The organism is Streptomyces curacoi (genome assembly GCF_001513975.1).
Lineage (GTDB): Bacteria > Actinomycetota > Actinomycetes > Streptomycetales > Streptomycetaceae > Streptomyces > Streptomyces curacoi.
Genome location: NZ_KQ947986.1, coordinates 173,355 through 193,225 on the forward strand (window position 1 = coordinate 173,355; position 19,871 = coordinate 193,225).

Here is a 19,871-nt window from a genome sequence, read left to right on the forward strand (position 1 = left end):
TTTCATCAGGGGCCTTAACGTGACGACACCGGTGACATCGACGTCTCCCTCGGTCTGGACGTCGGCAAGAGTGAAACCACGCCACCGCCGTCACCCTGGATGGGAAGATGGCGTTCGACAAACGCCTGCCCAACACCGAACGCAAGCTCCGCGAGCTGTTCGCGAAACTCCGGGCCAGGCACGGAACCGTCCTGGTTGTCGTCGACCAGCCGCCCTCGATCGAGGCATTACTTCTGACAGTGGCCCGAGTCATGGGCTGTGAGGACCAGGCGATCGCCGAGCTGGAGTTGATCGTCGGCTTCGACGACGACCTGGCCGGCGAGGCCACCGGGGTAGCAAACCGGCTGCACGGCCCTGTTGACGCAGATCCACCCGTCGCTGGAGCAGTGCTGGGGCCGCGGTTACAGCACCCAGCCGTCCTCACCCTGCTGGAACGATTAGGGTCACCGACGCGGATCCGCAAGGCTGGCCGTCGGCGGCTGGTCACCCTGCTGCGGCCGAAGGCGCCGAGGATGGCCGAACGGCTGATCGATGAGATCTTCGCTTCGTTGGACGAGCAGACCGTGACGGCCCCGGACGCCGAGGAGGCCGCGTTGATCGGCCAAAGACTGGCCGGTTCACTGACGGCCGTCCTTGACCAGCGCAAGCTGCCCGGGCCTCCCCGTTGCGCAGCCGCATCCCGCCCTCATCACGATCTCCAGCGCGAGATCGTCACCCGCGACCACCAGTGCTCTTGGACCCCTTTCACCGGGTCGTCCGCCATCGCCCCCTTGTCATAGGCGTCCCGCAGAATCGTCTTCAGGACGCGGCAGTTGTTGACCTGATTCTCCCGGCCTACCCCGCCCGCCTCCAATTCGTCCAGGAAACAGCTCGATGGCGAGCGGCGTCACGGTATTCAGCTTTCGCGAGCCCAGGCGCGGAAATATGTGCACGTTGAGGGGACTGTCGACGTGCTCGCCTGTGGAGTACTGAGGCATCTTCCGCTGCCGGGTCCACCACTGATTCGCGTATTCCGCCACCGTCTTCTGACCCAGCTCGCGGCGGGTCTCCGCCACGGACGGATCCGTGCGCTTCTTCTCCGTATAGATCTGCGCCGAGGCGTTCGTTCGCGTCATCCTGCGTGCCAAAGCCGCCCTCCTCGGACCGCTTTCCCAGACCGTTCCGGAAACGGATTGTGTACGAGTGCGGGCACCGAGAGGGCCGCGCGCAGCTGCAGTCCTTGAAGAAACGACCCCATACCGCTGGCGAGCTGACGAGCCACGAAACACGCCCTTCCGCACGCGAGCCGGAACATCCGCGCCCAGGCCCCGCCGCAACGGTCACCAAGTCAGCAAGCCGGGACGCCTCCGCGCCCAATGCTGACCGTTTGCTGACCCGAACGGTCTGATCATGCCTCTGACCTGCACAAATGCCCGGATGCTAGATCTTGGACTTGAACATGGTGCGCAGCATGGAGTGCTCCGAGTGGTCGGCTCCCTGCCTGCTGGTGCAGGTCAAGGGCTGTTCTGTGCACGGGCGGCTCCAGGGTACGCAGCGGGGCCCCGGCTGTGCACCGAGACCCCGGTCACGTTCGATCACTCCACGGCGGTGGGCCTGCGCGAGGCCGCCATGGCCTCGCCGAGGTCGGTCAGCGGGCGCAGCCGGTAGGTGTAGGAGTAGTCGCGGGAGGCGAACAGCTTGTACTCGTCGTGAGTGTGGGCGCCCCAGCTGTTGTCGCCGCCCACGCCCATCTGCCGGTGGGCGAGCCGCAGGACGACCTCGTCGCGCGGGGTCAGCTGGTAGTCGTGGCGGGCGCCGACGGACAGGTCCTCCGGGGTGAAGTGGGAGGCGTTGACCTCCAGGAGCGGCTCGCCTGAGACCAGCAGACCGGTGCCGTCGCGGCCGGTCAGCGCCACCCAGCGGACGTCGGTCCTGTTGCCGTTCTCCTGCGGGCGGATGTAGGGCTCCCACTGGCCGGAGACGGTCCCCGAGTAGCGGCCCACGTCGGTGCCGTTGTTGCGGTCGATGTGGTTCTCCTCGGGGCCGCGGCCGTAGTAGTGCAGGCGCTCCAGGCGGCCGGGAAGGAACAGCAGGGTGCCGACCTCCGGGATGTAGGGCAGGGAGGTGGCGCCGGGGTGGAGGGTGTTGTCGACCTTGATCTCGCCGTTGCCGAAGACCGTGTACGTGGTGGTGTACGACGACTCGGTGGTCGTCGGCAGGGTGCCGCTGACCTTGATCTCGACGGCCCTGCCCCGTAGGCCGCGCACACCGACGTCCGTGACCTTGCGGTTCGCGCCGGCGTCGCGCCAGGTCTGGTTGCGGACGTGCTGGCCGTTGCCCTTGTCGTTGTCGGTGGGGGCTCGCCAGAAGTTCGGGGCGGGACCGGAGGCGATCAGCTGGGCACCGCGGGCCTTGTACGAGGTGATGACGCCGGTCTTCTTGTCGACGGTGACGGAGAAACCCCTGCCCGTGACGGTGACCGACTCGGCTCCGTCCTCGAAGGCCAGCTCCGGGACGCTGTCCAGCGGCACCGGGGTCACGGCAGGGCTGTCCGCGTCGACGGCGAGCTGCTGTCCGGCGACCTCGAAGCCGGCCTTCGCCCACTTCGTCGTCTCCTTGGTGGTGAAGGACAGCTCAAGGAAGTACTCCGCGCCCGGCGCCGGCGAGTCCGGCACCTCGAAGGGCACATGGATCTCGCTGCTGGACAGCGGGGCGACGTCCAGCTGAGCCCGGCTCAGCCTGCCGCGCTGCACCACCTCGCCGTCGGCGAGCAGCGCCCAGCGCCCGTCGAACTCGCGCAGGTTGGTGAAGAGATTCTCGTTGGTGAGGGTGACCGCCGCCCCGGGGGCGAGCCGGTCACCGGAGGCCGGGGCGGCGTTGATCGCCTGGTAGACACGCTTGATCTCGGCGGCCTTGCCGGTGTGTCCGCGGTCGGCGGTGACGATGCCGTCCGCGACGAAGTTCCCGTCGTTGGGGTTGTCGGCCCAGTCGCCGCCGTAGGCGAAGAACGTCTTCTGGCGGGGCCGCTTCTCGGTGAGACCGGCCGTCGCCGCGTCGAACCAGAACCGCACCCCGTCGTCGCCGGGACCACGCCCGTCGGACGCCAGCTCGGCGGCGCTCAGGGCGCGGGCGTACACACGTGCCCGGCGGATGGTTCCGCTGAACTCACGGGTCCAGTTGTCGGCGTCGGTGGCGAGCGCGAGGGGGGCGGTGTTGCTGCTGGGGCGCCGGGTGGTGGTGCGGGTGGCCTTCGCCTCACCGTCGACGTAGAGGGTGAGCGTGCCGGCGTCCGCGTCGTAGACGCCCGCGATGTGGTGTTCGGTGCCGGTCCAGCCGTCCGGCAGCGCCCAGCTCGCGGTGATCCACTGGCCGCCGCCGTGGATGAAGAACTCCAGGTTCTTGTTGGTCTGCTTCAGGGCGTACTGGGTGTCGCCCTTGGCGAGGACGGGCTGGTGGTAGCCGAGGACGTGCGGGGTGATCCACGCCTCCAGCGTCAGGGAGCCGGTGAGGTCGAGGCCGGCGTCCCGCGCGAAGACCGTGCCGCCGGCGACGCCCTTGGCGCGGTCGAAGGTGCCGCTGGGGGCCATGATCTCGCCGCGCAGCCGGCCCGGCCCGGTCTCGGTGAGGAGCTTGCGGGTCGGCGTGGGCCAGCTGAGGGACTGGTCGACGAAGTCCCAGATCCAGCCGCCCTGGAGGACGTTGTAGCGGCGGATCAGGTCCCAGTACTTCTTGAAGTTGCCGTTGGAGTTCCCCATCGCGTGGGAGTACTCGATCATGACGTACGGCCGGGTGTCGCCGGTGTTCTTCGCACGGGACTCGACGGTCGCGGGGCTGTCGTACATCTCCGAGCGGATGTCGCTGATCGTCGGCCGGTCGTCGCCCTCGTACTGGACGACGCGCGTGGGGTCGTACGACTTGATCCAGTCGCGCATGGCGACGAAGGTGCTGCCGCCGCCCGCCTCGTTGCCGAGCGACCAGATGACGACCGAGGCGTGGTTCTTGTCGCGGTGGACCATGTTCTGGGCACGGGCGACGCAGGCCTCGGTCCAGTCGGCGTGGTTGCCGGGGTACTCGCCGCGGATGCCGTGGGTTTCGAGATTGGTCTCGTCGACGAGGTAGAGGCCGTACTCGTCGGCGAGTTCGTACCACACCGGGTTGTTCGGGTAGTGCGAGGTGCGGACGCTGTTGATGTTCATCCGCTTGATGATCGTGATGTCCTCGATCATGTCCGCGCGGGTGAGGGCCATGCCCCGGTCGGGGTGCATCTCGTGCCGGTTGGTGCCGCGGAAGGAGACGGGTTTGCCGTTGATCCGCATCAACCCGTCCTTGAGCGCGAACTCTCGCAGGCCCACGCGGTGGGACAGCGTCTCGATCAGTCGTCCGGCCGGGTCGCGCAGCCGCAGAACGGCGGTGTAGAGGTAGGGGTGCTCGGCCGACCAGAGCTTCGGCGCGGGGACGGACTTGGCGGCCGTCGCCGTCGCGTCCTCCCCCACGGCGCCGACCCTGACGGGGATTTGCAACGGGCGGGACCAGACGGGATGGCCGTCGGCGTCGTACACCTGGGTCTCGACGGTGTACCGTCCGGCGCCGCTCCCGCCGTAGTCGCGCACGCTCGCGGTGACCGACAGGTCGGCCGCCCGGTAGTCGTCGCTCAGCGGGGTGTCCAGCTTGAAGTCGCGCAGGTGCACGGCCGGGGTGGAGTACAGGTAGACCGAGCGGAAGATGCCGCTCAGCCGGATCATGTCCTGGTCCTCCAGCCAGTCGCCGTCGGAGTATCGGTACACCTCGACCGCGATCTGGTTGGTACCGGGCTTGAGGTACTTGGTGATGTCGTACTCGGCGGGGGTGAAGGAGTCCTCCTTGTACCCCACCAACTCGCCGTTGATCCACACGTAGTGGGCGGACTTCACGCCCTCGAAGTGCAGGAAGGTCCGGCGGCCCGACCAGTCCTTCGGGACCGTGAAGGTTCGTCGGTACTGGCCGACGGGGTTGTAGCGGGTCGGCGCGGCGGGCGGCTGCGGGTCCTCGCCGAGGCCGTTGGGGCCCCAGTACGGGTAGGTGATGTTGACGTAGATCGGGCGGTCGTAGCCGTGCGTCTGCCAGACGGACGGGACGGGGATGGTGTCCCAGTCACGGTCGTCGACGTCGGTGCGGTAGAAGTCGGTGTCGCGGTCGTCGGGGCGCTCGGTGTAGGCGAACTTCCACTTGCCGTCGAGGCTCAGGCGGTACGGCGAGCGGGTGCGGTCGGCGGCCAGGGCCTGTCTGACGTCCGCGTACGGCATCAGCGTGGTGTGCGGCGGCTCGGCGCCCACCTGGAAGAGGCTGATGTCACCGTTCCATTCCGGAGTGCCGGCCGCCGCTCCGTCCCCGTCGGCCGCGTGCACCGTGGCGGTGGACGCTCCGGACAGGGCGAGCGCGCCGAGCACGGCGGCGCCGCCCTCCAGCAGACGACGGCGGCTGACGGGCACGCCCCGCGGGCGGATCGGGTGACCGGCGTAGGAGTCGAAGGAGTGCGGCATGACCGTGGCCTTCCTCGGGACGACAGTGCGGTGCTGTACGGCTTGGAGGGAGCGTCAGATCCTGTGCGGTGCTGTTGAGAAACCGAACGCACACTAGGTTGTGAACACAGGTGAAGCAATGATGCTGTCGAGGTTTGTGTGTTCCTGGGGGGTCACGCTGCCGACCTTGGCCGAATCCCGCCCCTCGTTCCCGGCTCCGCTCCCGCCCGCTCCCCCGCTTGCCCCGCCCCCGCTTTCGCGGCTCTACGCCGCCGCCTCGATCTCCGTCACCTCACCGGATCGCTGCTCGAACTGCGTTCGGTACAGCTCGGCGTAGCGTCCGTCGGCCGCCAGCAACGCGTCGTGGGTGCCGCGTTCGACGACGCGGCCGGCCTCGACGACCAGGATCAGGTCGGCCGCCCGTACGGTGGACAGCCGGTGGGCGATGACGAGCGCGGTCCTGCCCTCCAGCGCCTCGGTGAGCGCCTCCTGCACGGCGGCCTCGGAGGTGTTGTCGAGGTGGGCGGTGGCCTCGTCGAGGATGACGACACGCTGGCGGGCCAGCAGCAGCCGGGCGATGGTCATGCGTTGACGTTCGCCGCCGGAGAGCCGGTAGCCGCGCTCGCCGACGACCGTGTCCAGGCCGTCGGGCAGAGACCGTACGAGATCGTCGAGCCGGGCGCGGCGCAGGGCGTCCCAGAGCTCGGCGTCGGTGGCGGCGGGGCGGGCCAGCAGCAGGTTGGCGCGGACGGTGTCGTGGAAGAGGTGGCCGTCCTGGGTCACCATGCCGAGCGTGGCGCGCAGGGCCTCGGCGCTCAGGTCACGGACATCGACGCCGCCCACGCGTACGGCCCCCTCGTCGATGTCGTACAGCCGCGGCAGCAGCTGGGCGACGGTCGACTTGCCCGCGCCGGACGAGCCGACCAGGGCGACCGTCTGCCCGGGCTCGGCGCGGAAGGAGATGCCGCGCAGCACCTCGGCGCCGCCGCGCGTGTCGAGGGTCGCGACCTCCTCCAGGGAGGCGAGGGAGACCTTGTCGGCGGAGGGGTAGCCGAAGCGGACGTTCTCGAACTCCACCGAGACCGGGCCCTCGGGGACCTTCTTCGCGTCCGGCTTCTCCTCGATGAGCGGCTTGAGGTCGAGCACCTCGAAGACGCGCTCGAAGCTCACCAGCGCGCTCATCACCTCCACACGCGCCCCGGCGAGCGCCGTGAGCGGCGCGTACATCCGGGTCAGCAGCAGCGCCAGCGAGACGACGGCGCCCGGCTCCAGCGTGCCGCGCAGGGCGAACCAGCCGCCGAGGCCGTAGACCAGCGCGAGGGCCAGAGCCGAGACCAGGGTGAGCGCGGTGATGAACACCGACTGGGCGGTGGCCGTGCGCACACCGATGTCCGCGACCCGGCGGGCCCGGGCCGCGAACTCCGCCGACTCCTCCTCGGGACGGCCGAAGAGCTTGATCAGCGTGGCGCCGGGCGCGGAGAAGCGCTCGGTCATGCGGGTGCCCATCGCCGCGTTGAGCGCGGCCGCCTCCCGCTGCATACGGGCCATGCGGTGGCCCATGCGCCGGGCCGGGATCACGAACACCGGGAGCAGGACGAGGGCGAGCAGGGTGATCTGCCAGGACAGGGTGAGCATGACCGCCAGGGTGAGCAGCAGCGTGACGAGGTTGCTGACCACTCCGGAGAGGGTGTTGCTGAAGGCGCGCTGGGCGCCGATGACGTCGTTGTTGAGACGGGAGACGAGCGCTCCCGTACGAGTACGCGTGAAGAACGCGACCGGCATGCGCTGCACATGATCGAACACAGCCGTACGGAGATCGAGGATGAGGCCCTCCCCGAGGGTCGCCGAAAGCCGCCTCCCGAGGATGCCGAGCGCCGCCTCCGCCACCGCGATCAGGGCGATCAGCAGGGCCAGGCGGACGACCGTGGCCTCGTCGCCGCGGGTCACGATCGCGTCGACGACGCGTCCGGCGAGTACGGGGGTGGCGACGGCGAGGAGCGCGGTCACCACCCCGAGCACGACGAAGAGCGCGATCCTACGGCGGTGCGGGCGGGCGAACGCGCCGATGCGGCGCAGCGTGGCGCGGGCGAACGGGCGGCGCTCCCGCTCGGCGTTCATGACGCTGTGCAGCTGGGTCCAGGCTGTGGTTTCCATGCTCATGGAAAGAAACCTAGAACCTCAAGCAATCTTGAGGTCAAGGGCGTTCTCGGGGCCGAGAGTGCTGTCGGGGCCGAGAGTGTTCTTGAGGCCGAGGGTGCCCCCGGCGCCGAGAGTGTTCTCGGGGCGTCCTCGCTGTCGCAACCCGCCGTTGGCGCAGAGTGGAGAGCCTCTGCGGATGTGACAGCGGTACGACTCTCCCCGGGACGCCTGCTCCGGCGTGTCCCGGTCCGCCGGATACTGTGCCTGCTCCCGCTCGCCCTCGTCGCCGCGGTCGCGGTGCGCCACCGGTCCGTGCTCGCCGAGGGCGTCGGCCATCTGGCGACGGCGAAGTGGCCATGGCTGCTCGCCGCGGCCTGCGCCACCTGTCTGACCTGGGTCGCGGCGGCGGTGACCCGGCAGGGCGCGGTCGTCGACCGGCTGCCGAGACTGCGGCTGCTCGCCACGCAGTTCGCGGCGGGCTCGGCCAACCACCTGCTGCCCACCGGCCTCGGCGCGAGCGCGGTCAATCTGCGTTTCATGACGGTCTGCGGGCTGCCGCTCGCCCGCTCCTCGGCCGCGCTGGCGCTATATCTGCTCGCGGAGAGCGTGGCCCGGGTCGGCCTGCTGGCAGCGCTGCTGATCGCCTTCCCCGACGCGCTGCGTCTCGGGCCACTGCTGCCGACGGGGGCGTGGGGGCCGCTGCTGGGTGTCATCGCCGCCGCGGCGGTCGTGGTGGTGGCCGTCTTCGCACTCGTACGCCGGTTGCGCACCGCAGTGCTCACGTTCCTGCGCACCGCGCTGCACGAGGCACGCTCGGTGCACACCCGCCCGTCCCGGGCGCTGGCGCTGTGGGGCGGTTCGCTGGCCTTCCCCGTGCTCCAGGCGGCCGGGCTGGTCCTGGTCGGGCTCGCCCTGGGACTGCCGGTGCGGCCCGTCCACATGGCGCTCGCGTATCTGGCGGCGACCGTCGCCGTCGCCCTGGTGCCCACGCCGGGCGGCCTGGGCTCGGTCGAGGCGGCGCTGGTCGTGGCGCTGGTGGCGGCGGGTGGCCCGGTGGCGGTGGCGACGGCGGTGGTGCTGGCGTACCGGATCATCACGGTGTGGCTGCCGCTGCTGCCGGGGGCGTTGACGCTGGGTGCGCTGGTGCGGTGGAAGGTCATCTGACCGCCCAGTAACGTGCGGGGTCGGACTCACGGAAAAGGGGCCCCGCCATGCCGGTCCGCGTCGAGCGCCAGGAGCACGTCACCACCGTCGTCCTTTCCCGGCCCGAGGTCCGGAACGCGGTGGACGGCCCGACCGCGGCCGAACTCGCCGCTGCCTTCCGGGAGTTCGAGGCGGACGACGAGGCGCGGGTGGCGGTGCTGTGGGGCGAGGGCGGCACGTTCTGCGCGGGCGCCGACCTCAAGGCGCTGGGCAGCGAGCGGGGCAACCGGGTCACGCCGGAGGGGGACGGTCCGATGGGGCCGACCCGGCTGCGGCTGTCGAAGCCGGTGATCGCCGCGGTCGCGGGGCACGCGGTGGCGGGCGGCCTCGAACTCGCCCTGTGGTGCGATCTGCGGGTCGCCGAGGAGGACGCCGTCTTCGGTGTGTTCTGCCGCCGCTGGGGCGTGCCGCTGATCGACGGCGGCACGGTACGGCTGCCCCGGCTGATCGGCACGAGCCGCGCGCTGGACATGATCCTGACCGGACGGCCGGTGCCCGCGCGCGAGGCCCACGAGATGGGGCTCGCCAACCGTGTCGTGCCGACGGGCCGCGCCCGCGCCGAGGCGGAGGAGCTGGCCGCCACGATCGCCCGGTTCCCGCAGGACTGCCTGCGCGCCGACCGTGCGTCCGTGCTCGACCAGGACGGGCGGGCGGAAGAAGCCGCGCTGCGGGGTGAACTCCGCCACGGCATGGGGGTGCTGGCAACGAGCCTGGAGGGCGCCGCCCGGTTCGGGTCCGGGGCCGGGCGGCACGGCTCGTTCACGGACCTGTGACGGCGCCGTCCGGCCACTGCCACCGGCGCATGCGGCGGTGAGCGGCCCTCGTGCGACGCCCGAGCATCCAGCGCGCCTCCCGAAGCAGCCGTTCGGCCCTCCGAAGGAGCCCGAGTTCGCTGGAGAATGCCCGAAAAGCAACCGATGAGGCCGTCCGGCTGACGCTCCCGGCACGAACACGTGTACCCGATACGGCAGGATGAGCCCTCGCGCCGGTCTCGGGGGAAGGGGTGGCCGGCGCGACGGCACATCGCGGAAATCGAGCAGGTGACAACGTGACGAGACCTCACATCCGGCCGTCGGCGAAGGAATTCGCCGCAGCTCTTGCTTTCGGGGGTGACCGGTGAAGCGAGCGCTCACTGTGGACGACCTGGTCGTCGCCGGGATCGCGCTGGCGGCCGGTCTGCTCGCGGCCTTCCTGCTGCGGATGCTGCTGCGCTGGCTGGGCAAGCACGCCGACCGCACCCGCTGGAGCGGCGACGACCTCATCGTGGACGCGCTGCGGACCGTGGTGCCGTGGGCGGCGTTCCTCGGCGGCGCGGCCTCCGCGGGCGCGGCGCTGCCGCTGACCCGCACGGTCCAGCACAACGTCAACAAGACCCTGACCGTGCTGTTCATCTTCGTCGTGACGCTGGCGGTGGCCCGCGGGGTCGCCGGACTGATGCGGACGGTCACCCAGTCCCGCCCGGGCGTCGCCGGCTCCGCCACCATCTTCGTCAACATCACCCGGATCCTGGTCCTGGCCATCGGCTTCCTGGTGGTGCTGCAGACGCTGGGCATCTCCATAGCGCCGCTGCTCACCGCCCTGGGCGTCGGCGGTCTGGCGGTCGCGCTGGCCCTGCAGGACACGCTCGCCAACCTCTTCGCGGGCATCCACATCCTCGCCTCCAAGACCGTCCAGCCCGGCGACTACATCCGGCTGAGCAGCGGCGAGGAGGGCTACGTCGAGGACATCAACTGGCGTCAGACGACGGTCCGCAACCTGTCCAACAACCTGGTCGTGATCCCCAACGGGGAGCTCGCGAAGACGAACATGACCAACTTCATGCGGCCCGAGGAGCAGTTGACGATCCTGGTCCAGGTCGGCGTCGCCTACGACAGCGACCTGGAGCATGTCGAGCGGGTGACGAACGAGGTCATCGGCGAGGTGATGACCGAGGTCGAGGGGGCCGTACCGGACCACGAACCGATCATCCGCTTCCACACCTTCGGCGACTCGCGGATCGGCTTCACCGTCATCCTGGGCGTCGGCGAGTTCAGCGACCAGTACCGGATCAAGCACGAGTTCATCAAGCGCCTGCACAAGCGCTACCGCCTGGAGGGCATCCGCATCCCGGCACCCACGCGGACGGTGGCGATCCAGCAGGGGACGGTGGCCATACCGCAACAGCGCGGCCCGGAGGAGGCGGACGAAGTGGCCTCCGTCCGCCTCGACTGAGCTCGCTTGTTCGGCTGAGCTCTCCTACAGGGTGGCCGAGTTGTCGTGGTGGCGGCTGCCCCGTCGGCGGCGCGGTGCGGACTGGGACGGTTTCACCGGGGTGACCGTCCAGTCCGGGTGGTCGGGCATGCGCGGCGTCCTGGTGCCGTACAGCCAGTCCCGCAGGAAACCGGACAGATCCTGCCCCGAGACCTCCGAGGCGACGGCGATGTAGTCCTGCGTCGTCGCCGAGGAGTCGCGGTAGCGGTCGAGGAAGGCGCGCTCCAGAGCGTTGAAGGCCTCCTCGCCGACGAGATTGCGCAGCGCGTACAGGACGAGGACACCGCCCAGATAGCGCTGGCCCTCGAACAGGTTCACCGCGTTCGGCGCCGCGACCGGCCCCCAGTCGTGCCGCCACTGGTCGCCGAGAGCGTACGTGTGCTTCATACGGGCTTCCAGGGTCGTCATCCCGAGGGAGTCGGCCCAGCCGCGCTCGTAGCGGTACAGCAGCCCGTAGAAGTCGGCGTGGCCCTCGTTCAGCCACAGGTCGGCCCAGGTGGCGGGGCTGACGCTGTTGCCGAAGTAGGAGTGGACCAGCTCGTGCATCATGTGCGAGGCGATCCGCCGCTCCTCCTGGAGCAGGTAGTTCGGCTTGTAGATCGTGAGGGTCTGGGTCTCCAGGCCCGTGAAATCGAAGGCCTCCGGGTTGTCGGAGTTGCAGGGCAGCAGTCCGTACGTCTCGAACGGGTAGGCACCCAGCCGCGCCTCCAGCCAGGCCACCAGCCCGGGGGTCAGCGCGAGCGCCGGTTCGAGCGCCTCGGCCCGCGCCGTCGGGACGACGTCCCGCAGCGGGAGCCCGTGCGGGCCCTGCCGCTCCTTGATCACGTAGTCGCCGACCGTGATCTGCACCAGTTCCGTGGCCATCGGCTCGCGGGAGCGGTACGTGTACGCCGTCCGGTCGCCCGCCAGGGTCTCCGTGCGCACGAGCGAGCCGGTCGCGACACCGCGCAGGCCGTTCGGGACGGTGAGGCGGAAGGAGAAGTCGGCCTTGTCGGACGGGTGGTCGTTGCAGGGGAAGACGGTGTGCGCCGAGTTCGGCTGGCAGCACACCGCGAACCCGTCCGGCGTGTCGACCCAGCCCGTGTGCGCCAGGGCGCGGCGCGGGTCCGCCGAGTACTCCACGCGGACGGTGACCCAGCACTTGGCCGGGAGGGTCCGTGCGGGCGTGATGCGCAGCTTCTCGTCCACCTGCTCGTACGTCGCCGCACGGCTGCCGACCCGGACGGCGCGGATGTCGAGGCCGAGGGCGTCGAGGGAGAACCGGCTCAGCGCCTGGGTGGTGTGGATCTTCAGGGTCGCGGTGGCGTCGACCAGGTGCGTGGTGGCGTCGTACGCGAGGTCGAGGTGGTAGGCCGAGACGCGGTAGCCGTCGTTGCCGAGGTTCGGGTAGACGGGGTCGCCGAGGGTCTCGGGGCCCGGGGTACCGGAGGTCCGGGCGGCCGACGTCCCCGTTCGCGTCGGCGTGGCCTGGGCGGAGGGCGCCGTGGTCAGGGCCGCCGCCGTGCCTATCAGGGCGGCCGCGGGGGCCGTCACTCTGGTGCGATATCTCAATGGTCCGCTTTCGTTCGGGCGGGCCGGGTGGTCAGGGCCGGCCGCCGGATCGGTGATCTCCCTGCATGACGGCCCGAGCAGGCGATCGGGTTGCACGGAGGCGGTGCCTCCCCTTGTGGGGATTCCTCAGGCCGGCAGCCGTGCGGCACGACTGTGCGGACCCCTGTCGAGGACGGGTCGGTCACGAGATATCTTGATGTCGAGCAATGTTGCAGACGTGGAGCGGAGCACCCGGTGACTGACTCGACCATCATCTATACGCACACTGACGAGGCCCCGGCCCTGGCGACGTATTCCTTCCTGCCGGTGGTCCAGGCGTACGCCTCGCAGGCGGGTGTCGCCGTGGAGACGCGGGACATCTCGCTGGCCGGCCGCATCATCGCGGTGTTCCCGGAGTACCTGACCGAGGACCAGCGCATCCCGGACGCCCTGCACGAGCTGGGCGAGCTGGCCAAGACGCCCGCGGCCAACATCATCAAGCTGCCGAACATCTCGGCGTCGATCCCGCAGCTCAAGGCCGCGGTCGCCGAGCTGCAGGGCCAGGGCTACGCGCTGCCGAACTACCCGGACGACCCCAAGACCGACGAGGAGCGGGAGATCAAGGCCCGCTACGACAAGGTCAAGGGCTCCGCCGTGAACCCGGTCCTGCGTGAGGGCAACTCCGACCGCCGCGCCCCCGCCTCGGTCAAGAACTACGCCAAGACGCACCCGCACCGCATGGGCGCCTGGACCTCCGAGTCCAAGACGAACGTGGCGACCATGGGCCAGAACGACTTCCGCTCCACCGAGAAGTCCACGGTCATCGCCGAGGACGGCACGCTCAGGATCGAGCTGGTGGGCGAGGACGGCTCCACCACGGTGCTGCGCGAGTCCGTACCGGTCCTCGCCGGTGAGGTCGTCGACGCCTCCGTGATGCGCGTCGCCGCGCTGCGCGAGTTCCTCAAGGCGCAGGTCGCCCGCGCCAAGGAGGAGGGCGTCCTGTTCTCCGTGCACCTCAAGGCCACGATGATGAAGGTCTCCGACCCGATCGTCTTCGGCCACGTGGTGCGCGCCTTCTTCCCGAAGACCTTCGAGCAGTACGGCGCGGCCCTGGCCGCCGCCGGCCTGTCCCCGAACGACGGTCTGGGCGGCATCCTCAAGGGCCTGGACGCGCTGCCGAACGGCGCCGAGATCAAGGCGTCCTTCGACGCCGAGCTCGCCGAGGGCCCGGCGCTGGCCATGGTCGACTCCGACAAGGGCATCACCAACCTGCACGTGCCGTCCGACGTGATCGTCGACGCCTCGATGCCGGCCATGATCCGCACCTCCGGCCACATGTGGGGCCCGGACGGCCAGGAGGCCGACACCCTCGCGGTGCTGCCGGACTCCTCCTACGCCGGCGTCTACCAGGCCGTGATCGACGACTGCCGCGCCAACGGCGCCTACGACCCGTCCACCATGGGCTCGGTGCCGAACGTCGGCCTGATGGCGCAGAAGGCCGAGGAGTACGGCTCCCACGACAAGACCTTCGAGATCCCGGCCGCCGGCACGGTCCGCCTGGTCGACCAGGCCGGCAACGTCGTGATCGAGCAGCCGGTCTCCGAGGGCGACATCTTCCGCGCCTGCCAGACCAAGGACGCGCCGATCCGCGACTGGGTCAAGCTGGCCGTCACCCGCGCCCGCGCCACCGGCGACCCGGCGGTGTTCTGGCTGGACGAGACCCGCGCCCACGACGCGCAGCTGATCGCCAAGGTCAACGCCTACCTGGCGGAGCACGACACCGAGGGCCTGGACATCCGCATCCTGCCCCCCGTCGAGGCCACCAAGCTGTCGGTGGAGCGCATCCGGCGCGGCGAGAACACCATCTCCGTCACCGGCAACGTGCTGCGTGACTACCTGACCGACCTGTTCCCGATCCTGGAGCTGGGCACCAGCGCCAAGATGCTGTCGGTCGTCCCGCTGATGGCAGGCGGCGGCCTGTTCGAGACGGGCGCCGGCGGTTCCGCGCCGAAGCACGTCCAGCAGCTGGTCAAGGAGAACTACCTGCGCTGGGACTCCCTCGGTGAGTTCTTCGCCCTGGTGCCGTCCCTGGAGCAGTACGCGACGGCCGCCGACAACCCGAAGGCCAAGGTTCTCGCCGACACCCTCGACCGCGCCACGGCGACCTTCCTCAACGAGGACAAGTCCCCGACCCGTCGCGTCGGCGGCATCGACAACCGCGGCAGCCACTTCTACCTGTCCCTGTACTGGGCGCAGGAGCTGGCCAAGCAGACCGACGACGCGGACCTGGCGAAGGCCTTCGCCCCGCTCGCCGAGACGCTCACCGCCAACGAGCAGAAGATCGTCGACGAGCTGATCGCCGTCCAGGGCAAGCCGGTCGACATCGGCGGCTACTACCAGCCCGACCCGGCCAAGGCCGCCGCGGTCATGCGCCCGTCGGCCACCTGGAACGAGGCGCTCGCGTCCCTGAGCTGACACGGGTGCCCTGACGGGCACAGAGCGGGCTGACGGGCACCGAGAGGCCCGACAGGGCCGCTCGGCCCCGTCCCGGCCCGTCCGCCCCGGCCGGCGCATCGCGCCCGGCCGGGGCGGAGCCATGTCCGGCGCGGCTACCGTGGCTGTACGAGCTCCAACTCCAGCCAGCGTGCGAGGTCCTCGATCTCGTGCCCGACCGCCTCGGTCACGGCCTCGGTGAACGGCTCATCCTCGTGGATCGCGTTGACCTCAAGCACTCCGGCCTTGCGGTCGGCGGTGGCGTCGAGCTTGCCCACCAGCCGGTCGCCGTACAGGATCGGCAGCGCGAAGTACCCCCAGCGGCGCCTGGCGGCCGGCTTGTACATCTCCAACTGGTAGTCGAAACCGAAGAGTTCGGTGGTCCGCCTGCGGTCGTGGATCAGCCGGTCGAAGGGTGACAGCAGGGCGACCCGCCCGGTGAACGGCTGCCCCAACTGCGCCGGATCGACCCGCCACTCGCCCCGCACGCCCTCGACGACGGCCCGCTCACCGGCCTCCCCCACGTCCGCCGGCTCCACCGGGCACTCCGGGCCCCGCGCGCGGGCGATGCCCAGGGCGCGCAGTCGTCGCCCGTCCCGGATGCGCACCGCCTCCGCCACCGGGACCGCGGGTGTGCCGGGGTAGACCCGCTCGGCCAGGTCCCACAGCCGGTCCCCGCCGCTGCGCCCGGCCACCGCGACCTCACCGCGCCGCACCATGAGCTCCAACAGGTTGGTGACATTGCGGTTGTTGCTCCAGCCGCTCGACTTCCACGGCAGCTCGCAGGTGTCGGGAAGCTCTCGGGAGGGCAGCGGCCCCGAGGCGGCGAGCCGGTCGAGCAGGTCCCGCCGGCAGTCGTCGTTGGCGCCGACCCACTCGCGGTGATACTTCCGCCGGAGGGCGGCGTGCCCCGCTCGGGCCACTCGGCCACCTCGGCGCGGTACAGCGCGAGATCCTCACCGGGCCGGATCATCGCCCGCAGCTCCAGCAGGGTCCGGTCCGCGAGGGCGGCGGTCAGGTCGGCCGGTGAGTACCCCGAGGACCCGAGCCGGCTCCACGCCACGAGGTCGGCGTTGGGCGCGATGGCGGCGGTCGGGTCGATCTGCAACAGGGTCAGCTGCCGTACGACATCCAACAGCCCGCCCGCCGGGGTGCCGTCCAGCAGCTGGGCGCGCACGGCGATACGGCGGGCGTCGGTCCGCGAGAGCTCGTGGACGGCCACCGGCGTCACCGGTCCCTCCTCGCGATCGGTTCCGGCACCCGCTGACGGTCGATCCGCATACCGCTCCCCCTGTCCCTGGCTCTTGGTCGGCCCGCGATGTGGCACCTTGATGCTGCCGCACGCCACTGACAACGCCCCTGGAGCAGCCTCATGACCGACGCCCCGCCCTCCTTCAAGCTGCTCCCCGGCGCGGGCGACTCCCCCGTGATCCTGCATGTGCCGCACTCCGCACGGGAGATACCGCCGACGGTCCGCGAGGGCATCCTGCCGGCCGACGACGCACTGTCGCGCGAGCTCGACCACATCACCGACGCGCACACGGCGGAGCTCGCCGAAGCCGCGGCCGAGCGGGCGTCACGCACTCCGTGGCGGTTCGTCAACCGGCTCTCGCGGCTGGTCGTCGACCCGGAGCGGTTCCCGGACGAGCGGGAGGAGATGCTGGCCGTGGGCATGGGCGCCGTCTACACCCGGACCACGCACCTGGCGGAGCTACGGCCCGCCGACACCGACCCGGAACCCCTCGTCGAGCGGTACTTCCGGCCGTATGCGAAGGCGATGACGGACGCCGTGGCCGATCGGCTGGCCGCCACCGGCCGAGCGGTGATCATCGACGTCCATTCCTACCCGAGCGCCCGCCTCCCCTACGAGCTGCACGGCGAGGGGCCGCGCCCGCCGGTCTGCCTGGGCACCGACGCGTTCCACACGCCGCCCGGCTTGCTCGCCGCGGCCCGGGACGCGTTCGCCGCCTTCGGGGAGACGGGGCTCGACAGCCCGTTCAGCGGTACGTACGTCCCGCTGGAGTTCCACGGCACCGAAGCCCGCGTCACCGCGCTGATGATCGAGATCCGCCGGGACACCTACATGACCGAGCCGGGCGGGCCCGCCGGCCCCGGGCTCCCCCGGCTCGCTGAGGCGCTGGCGACCCTCGTCGACGCCGTGTCCCGCTGATCCCGTCTCAGGCCCGCAGCCACTCCGTGACGACGATCTCCCCGCCGGTCCGCAGCCGCAGGGCGAACGGCCCGCTCGGCGGTGCGTCGCTGCTGAAGCGGCCCATGTCGTCGGCCATGACCGGCGTGGCCGTCTGCGGGCCGCCGAGCACCTCGATGCGGGCCTGCTGGGGCGGCAGCACCTGCCCCATCAGCCCCTGCGCGGTCACCTCCACGTCGACGGTCACCTCGCCCGCGCGGAAGGTCAGCATCCGCGGCACGTCGGTCGCCCCCCTGACCGGAATGGCGTCCACCACCGAGTCGAACGTCAGCTCGGCGATCCGGGCGTCGAGGTCGTGCAGCGCGTAGGCCTCGACGGCGATCTGCCGCAGCTGGGGCGGCACTGGGTCCAGGATCGCGGCGGCCTGCCGGAGTTCCTCCTCCAGCAGCTCGACGTCGAACCCGTCGTCGGCGAACCCGTCCTCGCCGACGGGCTCTTCGCCGGTCGCTTCGTCGTGCATGTCGTCGTTCACAGCGCTCCCCGTGCGTCGAGTCGGGCCCGAAGACGGCGCAGACAGCGCTGGCGCAGCGGCCCGATGCTGCCCACGGCGATGCCCAGTGCGGCGGACACCTCCTGGTAGCTGGGCGGCGGCGAGGCCATCAGGACGCGCAGCAACTGGCGGCAGCGGTCGCCGAGTTCCTCGAACTCCTGCCACATCCAGCGGATGCGTTCGGTCTCGGCGGCGGCCTCCTCGGAGTCCAGCAGCGACTGTTCGGGCGTGCGGTCCTCGCTGACCCGGTCCAGCAGCTGGGGATCGCTCGTCACGGTCAGCCGCCTGAGGCTCTTGAGCACCTTCAGGCACTCGTGCCGTGCGGTGCTCGCGAGCCATGACCCGGCCTTCTCGGGTTCCCGGATGCGCCCGAGGTGCTGGGCGAAGCGGAACCAGACGGTCTGGTAGACCTCGTGGCCGTCGGCGTCGTTGAGCCGGTGTGCGCGCACGACGGACCACACCAGTGGGCTCAGCCCTTCCACGAGCGCCTTCCAGGCCGCCGCGTCGCCGTCGACGGCGGACTGGACCAACGCACCGACATCTGCTCGGTCCACAGCCCCACCCCTCGTGTACGGCAAGTCATCGTACGCCGCGGAGGGGACGGTTCCGACCCTCATGACCGAGGAGCCGGCGGCACGACGGGCACAGGGCGCCAGGTCGGGGGCCGAAGCGCCGGTACGTGCGCCCCCCGGACCTCCGCGTACCCGGCGTTCGCCGCGAGCATCTTGTACCGGGCGACACGCGGGTCGCTCTCCTGCTGTGTGGTCATGTGCGCGGCGATCATCCCGGCGACTATGGGCGTGGCGAACGAGGTGCCGCTCCAGTGCGCGAACCCCTCGAACATGACCTGGTCGGGCTTGGTGGTGCAGCTCTCCTCGCTCAACGCGCCGGTGTGGCGCGGGGACTGGCAGGTGCAGGAGTAGCCGAAGCCGTACCGGCAGGCGTCGTAGGTGGAGTGCTGGTAGACGTACGGCACGGGCGTGTCGAAGCCGGTGAGGACGCTGGTGAGCCGCTCGCCGGGGGCGTACGCCTTCACCCAGCCTCCGTGGTTGCTGAAGCAGGCGCCGAACTCCCCGTCGCTGCGCAGTGCTCCGACCGACAGCACGACGTCCTGGTACTCGGGCAGGTCGGCGTAGGCGGCGGGCCAGAAGGGCGTGGCGCTGCCGTTGTTGCCGGCCGCCGCGACGAGCAGGGTGCGCTGGTCACGCAGCTCCTGCATGAAGGCCTCGACGCCGAGCAGGCCGTCGGTGCGGCCGTTGGAGGTGCCGGCGGAGAGGCTGAGGATGTCGGGCCAGCCGCCCGCGTCGACGGCCTCGAAGAGCTTCTCGCCGAACTCGGACTCCAGGATGGCGCCGACGTCGTTCAGGGAGTTGCGGACGGTGATGTTCGTGTTGGGTGCGACGGCGGCGACGAGTCCGGCGATGAACGTGCCGTGCCCGACGTACTCCTGGAGGACGCCGTCGTCGTCGCACTCCTTGATCTGTGCGTCGCCCTCGGTGTGGGCCAGCAGGGGGTGGGAGCGGTAGTCGTGCATGAGGCCGGTGTCGACGACGAGGACGCCGACGGCGGTGTCCGCCTCGTAGGTGCCCTCGGCCGCCGCGGGGTTGAGACCTTCGCCGAGCGGGACGGGCGCGGGTTCGTCGCCGGGGCAGGAGTTGACGCCCGCGATCGCCACGAGGTGGTTGCGGCTGACCAGGCGCCGTCCGGCCCGGCCCTCGGTCTCCCGCAGGGCGCGCAGGGCGTGCGCGACGGTGCGGTCACCGGCCCGGTCGCCCTCGCCGGGGTCGCCGACCTGGATGCGGGTGATGCCCGAGCGGTTGGTCCGCGGGCTCGCGCGGCGCACATGGTCCTGGACCAGGTCGGGTTCGGCGGTGAAGTGCGCCCGTACGGTGTCCTCGACGAGGCGGGCCTCCTCCCCGTCCCGGACCAGCACATAGCCCTTCTCGTAGATGAACTCCGCGGAGTCGTCCGGTCCCATCGCGAGGGGAACGTCGGGCATGGAGCGCTGGATCTGCTCGAACTGCTCGTGGAATCGCTGTGGTGCCATGGCGGGTCCTCCCCCTGAGGCGACGGTCGTCAG

Annotated in this window: 12 protein-coding genes and 2 pseudogenes; 6 read left to right on the forward strand and 8 right to left on the reverse strand. The window is 70.8% G+C overall.

Annotation, left to right across the window (positions count from 1 at the left end):
• Positions 1-36: 36 nt before the first annotated feature.
• Positions 37-647 (forward strand): annotated as a pseudogene (locus AQI70_RS10505) (IS110 family transposase); the annotation flags it as partial.
• Between the two features lie 927 nt (positions 648-1,574).
• Here AQI70_RS10505 and AQI70_RS10510 read toward each other — a convergent pair.
• Both AQI70_RS10510 and AQI70_RS10515 read right to left on the reverse strand, forming a co-directional pair.
• A complete protein-coding gene (locus AQI70_RS10510; protein ID WP_062146842.1) occupies positions 1,575-5,498 on the reverse strand; it encodes a glycoside hydrolase family 2 TIM barrel-domain containing protein in 3,924 nt (1,307 codons plus the stop codon).
• A gap of 243 nt (positions 5,499-5,741) precedes the next feature.
• Positions 5,742-7,631 carry an ABC transporter ATP-binding protein gene (locus tag AQI70_RS10515; RefSeq protein WP_062146844.1) on the reverse strand — a complete coding sequence of 630 codons (1,890 nt, stop codon included), beginning with the start codon at positions 7,629-7,631 and terminating at the stop codon, positions 5,742-5,744.
• Positions 7,632-7,814: 183 nt separating this feature from the next.
• Here AQI70_RS10515 and AQI70_RS10520 point away from each other — a divergent pair, with 183 nt between their 5' ends.
• The 3 genes from AQI70_RS10520 (at position 7,815) to AQI70_RS10530 (ending at position 11,030) form a co-directional block, all read left to right on the forward strand.
• The gene (locus AQI70_RS10520; RefSeq protein WP_079051236.1) at positions 7,815-8,780 is read left to right on the forward strand and encodes a lysylphosphatidylglycerol synthase transmembrane domain-containing protein; all 966 of its coding nucleotides are present in this window, start codon (positions 7,815-7,817) and stop codon (positions 8,778-8,780) included.
• Between the two features lie 47 nt (positions 8,781-8,827).
• Complete coding sequence (locus tag AQI70_RS10525) at positions 8,828-9,592, forward strand: crotonase/enoyl-CoA hydratase family protein (protein WP_062146846.1); 765 nt, start codon at positions 8,828-8,830, stop codon at positions 9,590-9,592.
• 343 nt (positions 9,593-9,935) lie between these two features.
• Positions 9,936-11,030: a mechanosensitive ion channel family protein gene (locus tag AQI70_RS10530; RefSeq protein ID WP_062146848.1), complete on the forward strand. Its 1,095-nt coding sequence runs from the start codon at positions 9,936-9,938 to the stop codon at positions 11,028-11,030.
• Between the two features lie 24 nt (positions 11,031-11,054).
• On the opposite strand, the gene AQI70_RS10535 is transcribed toward AQI70_RS10530, so the two are convergent.
• A complete protein-coding gene (locus tag AQI70_RS10535; RefSeq protein ID WP_062146850.1) occupies positions 11,055-12,602 on the reverse strand; it encodes a M1 family metallopeptidase in 1,548 nt (515 codons plus the stop codon).
• A gap of 252 nt (positions 12,603-12,854) precedes the next feature.
• On the opposite strand from AQI70_RS10535, the gene AQI70_RS10540 reads away from it, so the two are divergent.
• Positions 12,855-15,074 carry an NADP-dependent isocitrate dehydrogenase gene (locus AQI70_RS10540; protein WP_062146852.1) on the forward strand — a complete coding sequence of 740 codons (2,220 nt, stop codon included), beginning with the start codon at positions 12,855-12,857 and terminating at the stop codon, positions 15,072-15,074.
• Positions 15,075-15,208: 134 nt separating this feature from the next.
• Here AQI70_RS10540 and AQI70_RS10545 read toward each other — a convergent pair whose 3' ends face one another.
• Together AQI70_RS10545 and AQI70_RS40085 are read right to left on the reverse strand one after the other, a co-directional pair.
• Positions 15,209-16,015 carry a DNA glycosylase AlkZ-like family protein gene (locus tag AQI70_RS10545; protein ID WP_244181565.1) on the reverse strand — a complete coding sequence of 269 codons (807 nt, stop codon included), beginning with the start codon at positions 16,013-16,015 and terminating at the stop codon, positions 15,209-15,211.
• Positions 16,016-16,059: 44 nt separating this feature from the next.
• A pseudogene (locus tag AQI70_RS40085) lies at positions 16,060-16,530 on the reverse strand (DNA glycosylase AlkZ-like family protein); the annotation flags it as partial.
• On the opposite strand from AQI70_RS40085, the gene AQI70_RS10550 reads away from it, so the two are divergent.
• A complete protein-coding gene (locus AQI70_RS10550; RefSeq protein ID WP_062146854.1) occupies positions 16,465-17,262 on the forward strand; it encodes an N-formylglutamate amidohydrolase in 798 nt (265 codons plus the stop codon). The pseudogene AQI70_RS40085 and the gene AQI70_RS10550 sit on opposite strands and share 66 nt — an antisense overlap.
• A 7-nt stretch (positions 17,263-17,269) precedes the next feature.
• On the opposite strand, the gene AQI70_RS10555 is transcribed toward AQI70_RS10550, so the two are convergent.
• The 3 genes from AQI70_RS10555 to AQI70_RS10565 are packed head-to-tail and all read right to left on the reverse strand — an operon-like array spanning position 17,270 to position 19,838.
• Positions 17,270-17,761: a hypothetical protein gene (locus AQI70_RS10555; RefSeq protein ID WP_062148251.1), complete on the reverse strand. Its 492-nt coding sequence runs from the start codon at positions 17,759-17,761 to the stop codon at positions 17,270-17,272.
• Positions 17,762-17,769: 8 nt separating this feature from the next.
• On the reverse strand, positions 17,770-18,345 hold the full coding sequence (locus AQI70_RS10560; RefSeq protein WP_037885657.1) for an RNA polymerase sigma factor: 576 nt from the start codon (positions 18,343-18,345) through the stop codon (positions 17,770-17,772).
• A gap of 59 nt (positions 18,346-18,404) precedes the next feature.
• Positions 18,405-19,838, reverse strand: a complete 1,434-nt coding sequence (locus AQI70_RS10565) for a S8/S53 family peptidase (RefSeq protein ID WP_062146856.1) — start codon at positions 19,836-19,838, stop codon at positions 18,405-18,407.
• Positions 19,839-19,871 lie beyond the last annotated feature (33 nt).